This is a genomic window from Paenibacillus sp. NRS-1782 (assembly GCF_050467685.1).
Lineage (GTDB): Bacteria > Bacillota > Bacilli > Paenibacillales > Paenibacillaceae > Paenibacillus > Paenibacillus terrae_A.
Genome location: NZ_JBITPH010000023.1, coordinates 23,141 through 38,571, shown reverse-complemented (window position 1 = coordinate 38,571; position 15,431 = coordinate 23,141). Strand labels below are relative to the sequence as shown.

The following is a 15,431-nucleotide window of genomic DNA, read 5'->3' as shown; positions in this document are numbered from 1 at the left end:
AGAAACCTTTAGAGAAATTACCAAATTCGTAAGCAAAGATCTGGGATAAGGAGAGACAATTGTGAGATGGCCCATTGACGAAGCCGTTGCAGAATTTGGAGGTGGCGCTCGCTACTAACAGCCAGGTTCGCGCTGTCCATGCAACGGAATCTGCTTGGCTGGAATCCGATGGGGGAATCGATTCATTCTTGGATTGACCACAACGTGAAATAGCTAACGATTAAATAAAGAAGAATCATAAACCGTATATAATAGATGCCAGTGGCTGATTTAGGGCCACTCTTTTTTGTTTCAAAAAACATGTTTTTTGGGGGTTGAATCTGTCACTTTCGATTCATCGCTCACCGCATCTGAAGATAGAATTTCCCCATTGATATCGTTATTGGCAGCCTGAATTTGTTCATTTTTTTTAGCTTTAAACTGTCGGAATCACGCCCGCTGTCTCCTTCACTTTTAAAGCTGTCTTGCATAGAATCATCGCTTACTTGTGGAGTATCAGAGACTGGTTTTTCTTCCGGGTTTGCTGTACTTATAATTTCATTCGCTTCAAGTATACTCCCATTGCTTGATGAAGTTATATGATAATTGCTATAAGAACTGGAGCCCTGTGCGATACATGAGATGATGATTTATCATCAAATATATTAAGAGTCAGCTAATGAACGATTTGTATTAGAATGAGCATCAAAATGATGCCTTGAACAGATTGGATTCGGAATATAGGTGATTTTGTCCACACAACATGGAACAGGATTTCATATGGTAATAGAAACGAATGAGAGGTTGTGATTTCATGGCATTAACAACTGGCATCATCACGAATACGGGAACTACCCCTGCATCAAACCTTGTAATCAACATTAGTAATGATAATCTTAGTTTTTCATCTAACGTTGTTTATCACATCTACGTATGGAATAGCTTGGTGAGTAAATCACTGGTTTATTCCAATTCCCTGACGATCAATGCGAATACTAATCAAATTCTTAGTTTTAACATCGCAGGTAATACTTCTTACGAGGTTCAATTTCTTGTTACAGGCACTGTTCCAACAGATACTGTCATCAATGTATTCGGAACGGATTCATCCGGAAACGTAATTCCTCATCAAAAAGTGCTGCAAGAAGAACTCACTCAAATTGCCCAACTTAACCCATAAATTAAAGTAACCGCAGTTTCATTAATATAAAAGGGGATAGTAACTATGGCAAACATACAAATCTCGCCAAGTACTAGTGCTCAGTTTGAGCCAACCATCGCGGTAAACTGGCTTAATCCCTCCGTTATGGTGGCAGTGGCTGTAGATCTCAGTGCAGGACCGCCGAATATTGGCTTATACAAGTCAATCGATGCAGGCGCAACATGGAGCACGACGTTACTCCCTTTACCGACCGGGTTTGCTGGCATAGAGGCGCCTCATATTGATTATTTTTTCCCCGATTCGTTCGTTGTGGCAGCTCACGCCTTCGATTCGGACGGTCTCAGCGGGACAATCGTGTCTTATATCTCTAACGACAATGCATCTTCGTTCGGACCGCCAGTCATTGTGAACCAAGGATTTGGACAGTTTGTCAATGACGATCAGGTGGTTGTTATCGCCGATAAGGCAGGGTCCAGCCCGTTTTTTGGAAACATTTATACGGGTTATACTCACGATTACAACACGCAATTTATACCAGGAAATACAATATTCTTCAATCGTTCCCAAGATGGGGGAAACACTTACTCTAGCCCGAACCTCCTATCTTCAATTACCGAGTTTGAAGAATTCCCGGGAATTGCAATCACATTAAATGGAATTCTTATCGTGGGTTGGATTACCCAACCTCCAGGTAGTTCCGAATTCAACACGCGTACATCACTAGACGGAGGAACAACATTCGAAACTGAAACCATGGTTGCCCCGGTCGTTGTTCCACCTTCGCCACTACCGGGATACCAATTCAGGTGCTTAACGTATCCCTCCATGTCAGCAGACATTTCAAACGCACCAGCTACGCAAGGAAATGTCTATGCAGTGTGGCAAGACTTTCGGCAAGGGTATTCCGATATTTTTCTGGCAATTTCCACAAACTTTGGCGTAGATTGGGGCACGTCGATGCCCATTACAAACAGTCCGGTGGGATCCCAGAACTTTTTCCCGGCTATCACCGTTTCCCCAACGGATGGAGCGGTGTTTGTTTCCTATTATACCAATCGATTAAATCCGCCTGATATTGATGTTTTTCTTGCTACATCGAGGGATGGCGGAGTAACATTTACAAACACTCGTATTACGACAACTTCGTTTAGTGTCGCAGGCCTTCCTCTAATTGGAGACTACATTGGAAATGCCATTGTTCCTCAAACAGGCCGCCTCGTAACCGTTTGGACGGACACTCGGACAGGAACTGAAAACATTTGGTTTGGCGATAACCAATAAACGATGACGAGAACCGATGCTGCAGTTGTCCCAGATTGATCAGCTAGTGACGCTCAGTGCCCAACGGCAACCATTGCTGCGCCAACCTTTATTCACATTTTCATCCATTTACATGCGGTGGTATCAGCTACTCTGGTACTACCCCTACATGAGTAAGTCTAATCAGATTGATCTCAATTCGTACAAGCCATTTTGAAGCGAAAGACTGGCAGAACCTGCACCTTTAATCACGATCTTGGTATTGAACCCACACGGCATCCTATCGTCTGGGAACCAAGGCCGCTGCTTGTCTATGACAATCAATAATCCTTCCGCGTCCCCTAGAGGAGTAAATTGCTGCCCGGCCTCACCCCATGAATCAATTTGGAACATTGCTGTGATTGTTTTGCAACATTCCGGAACATTATCGACTGGAAGGCCAATCTCACTTATACGAAGTAGATGCTTTGGCCCGAAAGCTTCATCTACTGCGTTGTCGAGCGAATGGTGAGCAATGAACTCGATGAGGTTATGATCAGGATCATAGAAGTAAAGTGCTGTTGCATTCCAGCTTTCGAAAAGAAACTCATCCTCTCCGGTTCTTGAAATCAATGAGATGCCCCGGTCGATTACCCATTGTTTTGCCTCTATGAACTTATTGGTTGGAATCGCAAACGCAACGTGATAAAACTCATTCTCCATGAGGGAATTTTCCTGAAGAGCAAGAACCGATTCGCCAGCTCCAAATGATAACCGTGAAGCGGTTTCCTCCATAACCTCCAGACCCAAGAGAGAGCCGTAAAAAGCTTTCATGGCATCAAATCTGTGTGTATTTAAGAGCACTTCTGTTATTTTCATCGCGTTCGTCATCCTCCTTAAAATAAATGATTTTTGCTCAAGATAACTTGATTACATAAGCCGTAGATTGATATCCAGTGTCCTTCATGACCCCTGTTGGAATCAGCAGCTTTTTACCGGAAGGGCTCCAGCGTAGCTGGTCACTTATGCTATTATCGCCCAAGACCGGAGTTTGCTCCCCTGTTTCTGCTTCTGTAATGAAAAAACGGTATTTATCTCCATCCTCAGAAACCGCATAGGCCAGCTTGCTGCCATCCGGCGACCAGCTTGTACCGAACAGTTGCATACCCGTAGCCAATGTGGACAGCTCTTTCCCTTTGGTATCGCAGAGAACCAATGCGTTTTCCCCGGATTTGGTGTGTTTAACAACCGCCAGCGTGCTGCCATCCGGGGAAGGAAGGACCGCCCAGATGTCTTTTTTAAGGATTTCGGATTGCTTGGTTTCGATATCATAGGCGATCCATTCCCCCATGGCGACATAGTAGATCGTATTTCCCGACGGAGCCACGCTAGAAACACTTCTCTGTCCAGTCTTGACTGCGACCTCACTTTTTCCGTTCACATCAGCCCTGATAATGTCCCCTTCCATATTGGGAAAAATAACGTGACCTGTATCCTCCCATGCGCCTTCCCCGGCCATAAACTCTGCATCGACCATTTTCACGGAAACGCCGGTTTCAAGATTCATGATGTAGCCTATTCCTGTGGATTCATACAATTGCTGATAAAGCATATGCTTCCTGTCAGGGGACAGCTTTGCAAATCCGTAGCTCTTCTCCTCCTCCAGCAGCGGCGTCTCCCCACTGGAAGCAAGATCATATTGATAGAGGTTATGTGGATAACGTTTTTCTCCCTCAGTTATCACGGGGGAAAGCTTCCTGTTCTCTTTATCAACCGCAAGCGTGCCTTCACTCACCCAATCCATCCCGCGCACACCCTCGATCTTAGCAATGCCCTCCAGCTTCAACTTGGTGTATACGGATTCAGTGGTGTTATCCATCACGGTAATCTTTTTGCCGGACTTCTCTACGAATTGTCGCGCCTCCGTGTTCCCAGTAGTACAAGCAGTCATGGACATAAGAGTCGCCGTGGCGAGCAGCATGAGTCCTGTCTTGCCCAGCTTGCTGTGGATATTTGTGTTCATTGCATGATTCCCCCTACTCGCTGTGGAAGCCTAATCTTGAGTCCTGTGTAACCTTAGCCTGCTCTAAGCATACCGAAGGAGTATTTCCAAACCACGGCTGCTTGTTTCCAAGTTGTAAACTTTTTGAGTAGCTTTGATGCAGAGTACAGACCTATTAAGTAGCTGGAAAAGACAGCTCGAAGACCGAACCTTCACCTTCTGTCTCCAGCAGCGTAATGCTTCCATTCTGCTTCTCAACCAGATTGCACACCAGTGACAGTCCCAGTCCCGTGCCGCCCGATTGTCTGGATCGGTCGCGGTTGACCGTGTAGAAGGGCTCGAAAATCCTCTCTCTGGCTTCCTCAGGAATGCCTATGCCGGAATCACGGATCGTGATCCTTACCCGGTTGTCCCTAAGCTCGCTGTGAACATGAATCGTTCCTTGAGGAACATTGTATTTAATCGCATTATCCAGCAAATTAATAAAAATATGCATAAAGCTCTCTTTATCAATCCAGATGTGGGCTGGCTCCGCATCGCAGGAAATAGTGATACCGAAGCGCTCTGCCTTGCCACTCATACGTGCACAAACATCCCGCAGCCCCTCTGCAACCTCCAACAGCTCGGTCTGTGACTCAAAATCATATGTTTCCAGCGCCGATACCTGTAGCACCTTCTCCACCATTTCATATAGCCGCTGAGTTTCCTTGGCGATGCTGGCCTTGGCTTCCAGCAGCAGCTTGGGATCATCGTCGTACATATTCAGCAAATCCACGTAAGCTTTAATGGAGGTCAGCGGTGTCTTGAATTCATGGCTAATGTTGCCGATATATTGCTTCTGTTGCTGCTCCAGCGCCTGGAGCTTGTGGATAGCCAGTTGCAGCTTCCGTTGCTCCTCATCCTTGGCAGCAATACTCTGCTCAATCTCCTTGCTCATAAAGTAGATGCCCTCGGCCAACTCGCCCAATTCATCCTTTCGCCTAAGTGGAGGAGCCTGAATATATTCGGCGCGGCGGATATCCTCTGCCGCCTTTTTCAACCGTCCAATAGCTGTGGCTGCCCGGTTAAAATACAAATATCCGATGATGAAGCTTAGCAAAAGCACCGCGATCCCTGTAGTCAGGAACAAATTCTGGAGGGTTCGCAGAAAACTCTGCGAGCTTTTGAGTGAATATTGCAACTGAACTACCCCCATTTGTTCCTCCGGCCCTTGGAGCGGCGCCAGATACAGGAGTGTGTCCCCCACAGCCTCATATGCTATTTTATTGTGCAACGCATAGGCCAGGGCAGCATTCACTTCACTTTGCTGGTCTACCACTGGAGGGTCTTGAATAGAGGTGCCTACCTGGAGTCCCTGCGCATCATAAAGCGTGACGCCCAGTCCGGTAAATCCGGCCAGTTCCGTAGCCAGTCCCCGGCCCCGCTGCCTCATAAATATCTGCGGCTCCATCCGCGTTCCTGTATAGTAAGTCTGCTTCACCCGTAGATTAACCGTTTTGGCGTGCTGGGCCAGATAAACCTCGGTTTGAGTCAGCTGATTCTTTTCCACCCCTTGAAGAACAAAATAGCTTAGCACGCCTAGAGCAAGAATAAGCAGTACAGCCAGAAACAAGCTGAATTTCAACTTGATGCTAATTCTCATGGATAATCACCGCCCGGCATTTACATTCAACGCTGAAAATTGAAATAGCACTTCCTTTTCATCCAAAGCCTTACTTTTCGCTACTTCCAAATAGAGCTTGGGCTGGTCTCGAAATGCTCTCGCACCTCCAATAGAGTATGCCTTCTTGAGATAATCATGCGCCTCTAACGTTTTGCCTTGAAGAAGGAGCGATTCAGCCATCAAAATATAAGGATTGGCATCCACAATTCGATAACCAGTGATTTCCAAATCAACAATCTCTTCATTTAAAAGCTCTGCGGATCGCTGAGTTTGACCGTTATAGTTGAGAATTTGAACGTATTGATGCAAGGTCAAGCTTGTAATTCCCCATTTATGCTTAGGTTCAGGTATCAGGTCCCAAGCCTTTTGTGCTTTTTCCTCAGCCATTTTACTGTCTAATGGGAGTATACCAGCGGCTTCCTCTCCAAGCTCCCAAATAGCCTCCTCCAACTGCAAAGCCAAGTCATGATACATCCGAATATTCATTGGCTTACCTCCAATAGATCATTTCAATCTCAACATAAATCAATACCCCATCCGTTTTCATCTACTTCTTTTGGTTATGGTTCAATGCAACGACAATTGTGATGACTAATCCGATCAGCGTCACCAGCAATGTACCAAACATTATCATTAATGTCAGCGCCTCTTTGACCTCCACAGGCATCACCTCCTTGGCAGGAGACTAGCCGACCGCCCATCTAAGCCAATAGAATGGTTAAAAACATGATAGCACACGATATTAGTAGCCTGCTCTGGCTTCATCTTCTGCCTTTTCAATAGCTTCAGCTAAAGTCATTCCAGGCTGCATTTGCTTGTACTGAATGGCTTTACTATATGTACCCCCTGCCTCGCTCCACTCCCAATATGTATGAACATCCACAGACTCCAGAAAGTAGACCGATAACGCCTCTACAGGGTTTACAGCATATAAATCCATGAATTTCTGGTTTGAAAGCTGATCGCGCTTAAGAAATTCATTTTTCATATTGTATAATAGATTCAATACATCTTCGTCATTCACATTCACGATGCGATTCACAAATGCATTGCGTCTTTCCACGTTATTCAATATGATTTGGATAGCGTTGCGTATATGCCAAGCCTCCGGGCCAATACTGAGCATATGAATTAAATCGTGAGTAGTCAGGTCAGGGTAAAATGGGGCTGGTTGAATTATTCGTGTCCACACTCCATCGTTCCCATTCTCAAACACTTGAATTGCATCAGTAACATTCACCCCAATGGTCTGCCATTGGCGGTTGAGGGCATCTGTAATGTGATAGTAGTGCAGCCCGGCTTCTTCGTTTTCTTCTGTTTGCTCCCAAACCTGTTCCATACGAACAATGGTTTTAATGGCTTGTTTGTTGGCTTTAGTATTTGGCATCATGGTATCATCCCCAATTCTATTTTTGGAAAAAATGGCAATAGCAAAGCCAAGGGTATGTTGTACATCCCTTTGATAAAATGATAATATGTTACGAACTAATTGCACTTTCATGATGCAACTTTATATAAACACAATATATCACATGCACTTTCATAGTGCAATATTTTATTCTAAGTCATCTGGAGGCCTCTATGGATCAACAAAGCTACATTTTACATTGCAAGTTGGATGAGATTTTAAAACAGCACGATAACATGTCTGTTTTAAAATTATCTGAGGAAATTGGACATCGCAGAACTACAATTATGGAGCTGGTGCACAATAGCAATATGGAAAAAAAGAAAATATCAGCTACCTTAATCACTAAATTGTGTGTTTATTTCGATATCACTCCTAATGATTTATTTGAAATTCGCAAACTTAATGAATAACATTTAGTGTCATACAGTTTGGACGGAACCTCTGGAGGTTTTTTAATGGATAATAAGGATTGGGTCTTATATTGTAAACTGGGAGAAATAATTGAAAAGCACAATGTGTCTGTATTGAAGCTATCTGAGGATATTAACCATAGAAGAACAACGATTATGGATTTAATGCATAATAAGGATATGGAGAATAAGCGTATTCCTGCCTCTCTTATCACTAAATTGTGTGTCTATTTCAATATTACTCCTAACGATTTATTTGAAATTCGTAAGCTCTAAATAAAACGGGGACCCGTAAAATATAGACTCTGAAAAGAGTTATTTTTACGGGTCCCACGTTTAATACATTACTAATAATCGGACAAGATTACTGCCGCAAAGGCGCCACTTCCTTGAACACATTTCTAACTGCTACTATACAGTTTTATGAATATTACAATAATTTCAAAATCCTTTTAATACCGAAACTATCATAGTAAATCACAGTCTTTTAGTATTTTCTCAATAGACTCCCAAACAGAGAGGCAAGGATTACTCATATAATATTGATAACCTTTATATTCATTCATAGTAAATCCATTCTCCTTGTTTCTCTGCATAATCCCCTTGGATCGTGCAATTGCTGCTCTTACCTCAACTAATGATATTTTACTAAGCACTCTTCTAAAATTAACTTTCTGTTTATATTGATCTAGTTCTGAAGAATTCTCCCCAAATGCCTTATTTATTGGTTTAAGATATTGCCGCCTATGTGTAAGAATTGTATTAAAATCTATTTTGTGCAAAACCATCCATAACTCAAAGGTAAAATTACTGTATCCTAAATTATATTTAATCTGCTTCCCTAATTTCGAAGTATCTTTAAGTAAATTTAATGTTGCGATAAATTGTTTAGTATGCACAGCATCATTGCTCTCACAATCAAAAAAATGTGTAATCTCAGTTTTTTGAGTTATGGGAATCGACTTTGCTCGTTTTAAAGGATTCTTTTCAATCTTGCTGTCTAAAGAAACCTTAAACCTAGCTGAAGGCTCGCTATTTATTATTTTTTGGAGCCACTCTAAATACCAATCTTCTGTTTCGCCCTCCACAGAAAAATAATACTTTCGAGTATTTTTCATTTTAGACATCTGTCATACCTCTTCATTGTTATTTAACAGATTTTCAAATATAGTTGAAAAATCAACATCTTTAATTGCACCATATCGGCTAACGAAATAATTTTTCATGTAGTCTTCATGTCTCCGCACAGCATTTACTCCAGAAGTACCAAAGTCAGATAAAGAATAGTGGGTACTAAAGTGTGTAACTTCATCACGCTCAACAAACTTGATTTCATCACGTCTGAATAGATTGGAATTTAGGAATATAGGGTTATGGGTATTAAATATAAGCTGTGCATTTTTCGTATTAATATCATCGTTATGGAAAACATTAATGATACTCATTAAGGCCATAGGGTGAAGTGAAGCATCGAATTCATCAACAATTAAGGTTCCCCCACTAATCAGTGCCCTTTCAATTAGAGGGAATATATTTAAAAATCGAATCGTACCATATGACTCGAATACCTCTGATAATACTGCTCTTTCTCCGTCTAAAATAGAAATGCGCGTAGGCTTAGAATCCTCTTCATTCACTATAAGTCCAAGTCTATTTGAACTAACACCAAACATTCGAGCAGCTTCATTGAAACTTTTCTGAATGTAGACTGTCTTCTCTTTGGGATTTGGAAGAACGCTAATGGTTTGAACAGCATCTGCTCTATAAATGACAGTAAGTTTGTTTTCAAGCCAGCTACTTATAATGTTGACAAGTTTTGAACTGAACATCACCTTAAAGCCATTCATCAAAAATAATTCTTCATCATTTAAGTTATTCTTAGCCAAATTAGCAACACCAGCTTCACTATCCCTAAATCCATTGACCCAATAATTCTCAATTATTTTCAAGTTCCCCAAGTTTAATGTATCATTCCGTGAAAAAATCATCGTATCATCGATGAATAAAGATTCAGAAAGAATTTTCCGTTTATAATCCTTTTCTAGAAATTTACCAAAATCAAGTAATAGCTTATATTCTAGTAGAAGTCCACTTTCAATAAATTTAATAGAAAAAAAGGTCGGTTCCCTTTCCTTGTTTTCTGCATTAGGAATTAACTCTAATTTATTAAGAGCAACATTGGGCTCGTTTCTCCCGTCACTGTTACGAATGTCTCCTCGTAAAACAACTGATTTAAAAACTTCCATTGCCCCAATAAGATTCGTTTTCCCAGATGCATTTGGGCCATAAACCACTGCACTACATAATCCTTTATACACCTTTGAGCCTATTTGTTCACTTAAGACACTATAATCAAGTCCTTTTTGCTTGGGTGCCGGTAGCATGGAAAAAACAAGTTCACTCTTAAACGATTTGTAGTTTTTTGTTTTAAACTCAAGTAACATACGAATACCTCCCATTTTGCAATAATCCTACAAAATATAAAACCAATATATGCTTTATACTTCACAATAGTCAAATATTCTATGCAATTTCACAATATATTTCAAAATAATTAATGCATACTAATTGGGAGTTAATCAACACATATTTTAACTCATGTTTACTTCCTCTGCATTCGATTTGAACATTTTTACTTTTATGATGATTGTTAAAAAAGCCAGAAGCGTAAACATCATTCCGCTCCAGATAAGCTGGTGTATTCCCAAGTGTGAAATAAACAAGCTGTTTCCAAATTCGGGAGCTTCTTTCGTCTCCGTCGTTAACCATGCTTGGCTGCGACCACTAGGGCAACCGAAAAAAAGACAGGATTAAAAATAGCAGGGAAAATGCGGAAAATGAGCATCAAATTGAATTCGGTTGTAAAAGCATAAACCAAATTTGAAATCACAAAACTGAGTACAACGGTTAAGAGAATGACTTTGCGATTTATACCGGAAACGAGTAAGGTCAGGAATGGACCTGAAATAGCAACGACTAAAGAAAATACACTTACAAGCCAGCCAGCCTGTGAAGTCGATATATTAAAATTTTGAGTGACCTGGGGTAAAACACCTATAATCCCCATTTCCGTTGTAATAATGCCGAATACGCCTAAATGTTCGGTAAAAATATAGTTTTAGACTGATCCATTAAAAGAAGCAGCGGCAGACCAAGACTTGATAAATAAAGTCTTAGACTGCCGCTGTTGTCATTCAACTAACGTCCCCCGATAGCTTAACATCGGTATCAGTCGTGGTGAGTTCACAAACTAATTCTTCAAATGAATCAATTTTTTTGATGGGTAACTTCCAAACGAAATATAGATGCATATTATAGGTTGTCAACAAAATTCAAATAATTTTCAGTGCTTTTTTCCACAGTTTCTTCAGATCGATCATATTCCTCACCATAAAATGCAAAGAACGAACGATAATCTGCATCGCAATATAGGAATGTCATTTTAAATGGAACCAGTATTTGTTCAAGCGTATATTGATATCTTCCGTTTTCGTGATAATCCAGCTTTTCGATTCCTGCAGATACACCTAAAGCAACTTTACGATTCTTGAATTTATCTCCTCCATTTGAACCAAAAGCCCATCCATAAGTTAAAACATCATCAAACCATTTTTTTAGGAGAGGCGGACAATTAAACCAATATATAGGGAACTGCAAAACAAGATTACCATGAGATTCAACCAATTTTTGTTCCTTTTCCACGTCAATGTTTCCATCAGGGTAAACTTTAGACAACTCGTGAACAGTATACTTTTCTGGATATTTTTTCAGTTCTTCTACCCACCGCTTATTAATGACGGATGTTTCCATGCTGGGATGCGCTACAATAACAAGAGTTTTCAAAGATTTGTCCTCCTTAAGTATTATTTATATCTTGATAATAAAATGAACGCTCGTTAGCTTAACGCAGTACCGGCAGTCTAACACTTTATTTTCTCAGTCTACATCTTTATTTTCCGAGTCTAATACTTAATTTACTTTGAACACTAAAGCCAAAATAATAATAAGCAAAGAGTTATCCTGTTTCATAATTAAAAGTAAGCTCCAATCATATTTATATATACAGATTTATAGATGTATTTTACGAAAAAAACCTCCTTTCTGTTATAGTTCCTTTTGGATGTACTCGGCAAATTCCTGTATTGTCTTTTCGTTCCGACGATAGTACGTCCACTTCCCAATTCGCTCAGACTCCAACAAACCAGCTTTTTGCATCGTTAATAAATAACTTGAGATAACAGACTGTGCAAGTTCTGCTTTAGCCTGAATATCCCCCACACATACACCAATTCGAAGATTAAGCCCTTGCTTTAAATAAGCCTGTTCATCAAAAAATTCCTCTGGATTTTTTAACCACAGCATAATTAGTCGGCGTGTCTCATTAGACAAAGCTTTATAAATCAATGACGGTTCCATACAGTACATTATATCTACTTTATTAGATTTGTAAATATAAAATCCAGATTTGTGTACCACTTCAACTACACTGATTTACTACGATTGGAGCGATACATCAAGTACAGGAAATACGGCGCACCGATCAGAGCGATCAGCAGCCCGGAAGGAATCTCCGTCGGCGCAAGCACCGTCCGTCCAATCGTATCTGCCAACACCAGCATCACCGCTCCCAAGATGCTCGACAAGACAATGGAACGGCGCACATGGTGCCCGATCAATGTGCGTACGATATGCGGAGCAATCAGCCCGATGAAGCCAATCGTACCCACGCAGGCTACGGCTCCTCCCGCCAGCAACACACCCACTGCCATCGCCAGCAGCCGGGTGCGACGCACCGGAAGCCCCAGTCCCATGGCGCTGCTATCGTCAAACACCAGAAGATCGAAGCGACGAGCTAGCCACCAGGCTACTGGCAACAACACGAGCAGAAAGGCCAGAATCGTCGTCACCTGCGCCCAGCTTCGAGCGTAGGTACTACCGGTCAGCCAAATATAACCGGCGCTGCCCCACAGCGAGCCTTGGATAATGAGCACCTGAATTCCGGCTGCTCCGATCGCTGATACGGCGATGCCGAGTAATATGACAACAGACGGATTCAGATGTTTTTTCCAGGATAGAAAAAAAATCACTGCCGCTGAAACTGCTGCTCCAGCGATCGCCGCGATTGGCAGCACATAAACAGGCAGCCCAGGCCAGACGATAATCACTACAAGCGCGCCGAATCCCGCTCCAGAAGAAACCCCGATGATCGAGGCATCCGCCAAGGGATTGCGAACAGCTAGTTGGATCAAGACACCACTGACCGCAAGCGCGATACCAGCCCCGGCCGCCACCAGCGTGCGTGGAATTCTAAATTGCAGCAAAGCCGAATTCGCGCTCTCACCGCCGAACAGGCCAGACAGCAGATCGCCCACCGGAATGCGCATTCCTCCAAACATCAGGCTGAGGACGGTTAACAGCACGGCCCCACAAGCAAACAATGTGACCAGCCTGCCATACGGTAATTTCCGAGAGCGCACACCTATGTTCATTGAAGACTGTCCGCCGATGCCAGAAGGCAGTTTCATCCTCCACAGGATAAGCCAAATTAACCAAGGGGCCCCGATCAATGCCATTACCGCTCCAGTCGGCAGATCCATGCTTGATTGGTGGACCATTTTCGCCAGCACGTCAGCGCCCGTCAACAACAGTGCCCCCCACAGGAAGGAACCAGGCAGCACCCAACGGTGCATTTTCAGGCCGCTTAAGCGCACCAAATGCGGAGCCACTAAGCCTACAAACCCGATGGGCCCAATGACGCTGACCGTAATGGTCGACAGCAGGACTGCCAATACAATTCCCGCCGCCCGGGTCAAGCCCACCTTTTGCCCAAGGGACGTGGATGTGGACTCATCCAGATCCAACACATCGAATTGCCTCGACAGCAAAACCGCGATAACCGAGAGCCCTACAACCCAGGGCCAAGCATAAATAGTGCCACTCCAATCGTTTTGCACAAGCGAACCGGAACCCCAGAGAAACAATCCCTGCGTTTCAAAGGAGTAAAAAATATGTAATGCTCCGGTAAACGAACCGAGCACCATAGACACAATGAGGCCAGCAAGCGCCAGCCGGATCGGACTGCCAGCTCGCCCACCGCCCATAAAGTAAGCAAGCACCGCTGCCAGCAGGCCGCCGAAGGCGGCAAACAGAAACGGAGCCTGATGCAGCAATCCGGGGAACATCACCGCGCCAAGCACGACCACAAAATAGGCACCCGCGTTGATTCCAAGTGTATCAGAAGCCGCCAACGGATTTTTGGTGATGGCCTGTAGCAAGGCACCGGCGATCGCAAGCGCACCGCCAGCCAAGATTCCAATGACCGTACGCGGCATCCGCAGATCCCAAACCATATTATGCTCAAGCGTATTCTGACGCTGGGTCAACGCCTCGATGACCGTATGCAGCGGGATCGGCGCCTCTCCATAGCACAAGCTTACCAAAAAAAGCGTAATAAGGACGGCCAAGCCGCCCCCAAAAATGCTTCCTACACGCCAGGCCTTCGATAAAACCGCTGTACCTGTTTGGGTCATTTCGTCAGAACACCCACCACCTGGTCAACCAGCACTTTAGATGAGATTGGGCCCCCGAACGTCCACGTTGTTCCGTCCAGTGGATAGGTCCGTTTTTCTTTGACGAAATTCAGTTCTTTCCAGACTGAATTGTTCTTCATCGCGGCTCCGAATACATCGTCCGTCTTCTGCGTAATGTAGATAAAATGGCTGTCCTGTACCGCAGGAAGAGCCTCGATGCCCACAGTGCTGAATCCATCTTTTTCGGTTTTGTCCGACTTCCAGTCATTCACCATACCGATTTTCGCAAGCGTTTCTACTACAAGCGAATTATCCTCGAACATTCGTAGGGTGGCAGCATTTTGAACTGTAAAAGCCTGAGTCAGCACATAGTGCAAGTCTGCTTTATCCGCTTTTTCCAATGTAGCCTTTGCTTCAATATAATGCTGGTCAAGGTCACTTAGGACTTTATCAGCCTGCTCCGTTTTTCCAGTAGCCACAGCGATCTGCTTAAAGATTTCAACCATACGATCATAATCATAACCTTTTCCCTTGAAAAAATCGTATTCTATCGTTGGTGCGATTCCCTTAAGCTGTTCGTAGATCGCTGCATTACTGCCTGTGGTTGAGATAATAAGGTCCGGCTTGAGCGCCGCGATCGCTTCCAAATTCGGTTCGCCCCGTGTACCGATATCAGTGACCGAGTCAGCCAGTTTCGCCTCCGGCGTTATCCACAGCCTGTAGTTTTCGTTGTCCGCATTACCAACAGGCTGCACGCCTAGCGCGATCAGCTCTTCGGTAAACGCCCATTCCAGGACAACGACACGTTCCGCTGGCTTGTCCAGCTTGACTTCCCCGTGATCGTCTTTAACCGTAACCGGCCCAGCCGCTTTGCTGGTCTGCTCAGACCCGGAAGTGGCTCCTAGCTTCGAGCTATCCCCTACTGATCCGCAACCCGCCAATACAATAGCAAAAACCGTAAACAATAATAGGCCATTCAACATCTTTTTCATTTCTCTCATTCACCTCTGCATGTATATGTCTCATTAGAAAATG

17 protein-coding genes and 1 pseudogene are annotated in these 15,431 nt (G+C 43.4%); 5 read left to right on the top strand and 13 right to left on the bottom strand.

The window, feature by feature from the left end:
- Window positions 1-74 precede the first annotated feature (74 nt).
- The 3 genes from ACIFQM_RS10330 (at window position 75) to ACIFQM_RS10320 (ending at window position 2,422) form a co-directional block, all read left to right on the top strand.
- A complete protein-coding gene (locus ACIFQM_RS10330; protein WP_430043193.1) occupies window positions 75-197 on the top strand; it encodes a hypothetical protein in 123 nt (40 codons plus the stop codon).
- A gap of 596 nt (window positions 198-793) precedes the next feature.
- Entirely contained in the window at window positions 794-1,159 is a 366-nt protein-coding gene (locus ACIFQM_RS10325) for a hypothetical protein (RefSeq protein ID WP_430043195.1), read from the top strand.
- Between the two features lie 45 nt (window positions 1,160-1,204).
- Entirely contained in the window at window positions 1,205-2,422 is a 1,218-nt protein-coding gene (locus ACIFQM_RS10320) for a sialidase family protein (protein WP_430043197.1), read from the top strand.
- A gap of 162 nt (window positions 2,423-2,584) precedes the next feature.
- Here the strand turns inward: ACIFQM_RS10320 and ACIFQM_RS10315 are convergent, their stop codons facing one another.
- From ACIFQM_RS10315 to ACIFQM_RS10290, 6 genes are all read right to left on the bottom strand, one after another.
- The gene (locus ACIFQM_RS10315) at window positions 2,585-3,259 is read right to left on the bottom strand and encodes a VOC family protein (RefSeq protein ID WP_430043199.1); all 675 of its coding nucleotides are present in this window, start codon (window positions 3,257-3,259) and stop codon (window positions 2,585-2,587) included.
- Between the two features lie 37 nt (window positions 3,260-3,296).
- Window positions 3,297-4,403: a hypothetical protein gene (locus ACIFQM_RS10310; protein WP_430043201.1), complete on the bottom strand. Its 1,107-nt coding sequence runs from the start codon at window positions 4,401-4,403 to the stop codon at window positions 3,297-3,299.
- A 154-nt stretch (window positions 4,404-4,557) separates the two neighbouring features.
- On the bottom strand, window positions 4,558-6,024 hold the full coding sequence (locus tag ACIFQM_RS10305) for a sensor histidine kinase (protein ID WP_430043203.1): 1,467 nt from the start codon (window positions 6,022-6,024) through the stop codon (window positions 4,558-4,560).
- A 6-nt stretch (window positions 6,025-6,030) separates the two neighbouring features.
- Window positions 6,031-6,531: a hypothetical protein gene (locus tag ACIFQM_RS10300; RefSeq protein WP_430043205.1), complete on the bottom strand. Its 501-nt coding sequence runs from the start codon at window positions 6,529-6,531 to the stop codon at window positions 6,031-6,033.
- A 61-nt stretch (window positions 6,532-6,592) separates the two neighbouring features.
- Window positions 6,593-6,706 (bottom strand): putative holin-like toxin, encoded by a 114-nt coding sequence (locus tag ACIFQM_RS10295; protein ID WP_235332350.1) that lies wholly within the window; start codon window positions 6,704-6,706, stop codon window positions 6,593-6,595.
- Window positions 6,707-6,787: 81 nt separating this feature from the next.
- Window positions 6,788-7,435, bottom strand: a complete 648-nt coding sequence (locus ACIFQM_RS10290; protein ID WP_430043223.1) for a hypothetical protein — start codon at window positions 7,433-7,435, stop codon at window positions 6,788-6,790.
- Between the two features lie 191 nt (window positions 7,436-7,626).
- Here ACIFQM_RS10290 and ACIFQM_RS10285 point away from each other — a divergent pair, with 191 nt between their 5' ends.
- Window positions 7,627-7,866, top strand: coding sequence for a helix-turn-helix domain-containing protein (locus ACIFQM_RS10285; RefSeq protein WP_430043208.1), 240 nt, complete (start codon window positions 7,627-7,629; stop codon window positions 7,864-7,866).
- Between the two features lie 45 nt (window positions 7,867-7,911).
- Entirely contained in the window at window positions 7,912-8,142 is a 231-nt protein-coding gene (locus tag ACIFQM_RS10280; protein ID WP_430043210.1) for a helix-turn-helix domain-containing protein, read from the top strand.
- 191 nt (window positions 8,143-8,333) lie between these two features.
- Here the strand turns inward: ACIFQM_RS10280 and ACIFQM_RS10275 are convergent, their stop codons facing one another.
- The 7 genes and pseudogenes from ACIFQM_RS10275 to ACIFQM_RS10245 form a co-directional block, all read right to left on the bottom strand.
- Entirely contained in the window at window positions 8,334-8,993 is a 660-nt protein-coding gene (locus tag ACIFQM_RS10275) for an RloB domain-containing protein (protein WP_430043211.1), read from the bottom strand.
- 3 nt (window positions 8,994-8,996) lie between these two features.
- Window positions 8,997-10,310 carry an AAA family ATPase gene (locus ACIFQM_RS10270; RefSeq protein ID WP_430043214.1) on the bottom strand — a complete coding sequence of 438 codons (1,314 nt, stop codon included), beginning with the start codon at window positions 10,308-10,310 and terminating at the stop codon, window positions 8,997-8,999.
- Between the two features lie 326 nt (window positions 10,311-10,636).
- Window positions 10,637-10,978, bottom strand: a pseudogene (locus ACIFQM_RS10265) (MFS transporter); the annotation flags it as partial.
- A 200-nt stretch (window positions 10,979-11,178) separates the two neighbouring features.
- Window positions 11,179-11,709, bottom strand: coding sequence for an NAD(P)H-dependent oxidoreductase (locus tag ACIFQM_RS10260; RefSeq protein ID WP_283655318.1), 531 nt, complete (start codon window positions 11,707-11,709; stop codon window positions 11,179-11,181).
- 261 nt (window positions 11,710-11,970) lie between these two features.
- Window positions 11,971-12,282 (bottom strand): ArsR/SmtB family transcription factor, encoded by a 312-nt coding sequence (locus tag ACIFQM_RS10255; RefSeq protein WP_283655317.1) that lies wholly within the window; start codon window positions 12,280-12,282, stop codon window positions 11,971-11,973.
- 65 nt (window positions 12,283-12,347) lie between these two features.
- Window positions 12,348-14,396 (bottom strand): iron ABC transporter permease, encoded by a 2,049-nt coding sequence (locus tag ACIFQM_RS10250; RefSeq protein ID WP_430043217.1) that lies wholly within the window; start codon window positions 14,394-14,396, stop codon window positions 12,348-12,350.
- Window positions 14,393-15,388, bottom strand: a complete 996-nt coding sequence (locus tag ACIFQM_RS10245) for an ABC transporter substrate-binding protein (protein WP_430043218.1) — start codon at window positions 15,386-15,388, stop codon at window positions 14,393-14,395. The genes ACIFQM_RS10250 and ACIFQM_RS10245 overlap by 4 nt, the downstream gene beginning before the upstream one ends.
- Between the last annotated feature and the right edge of the window lie 43 nt (window positions 15,389-15,431).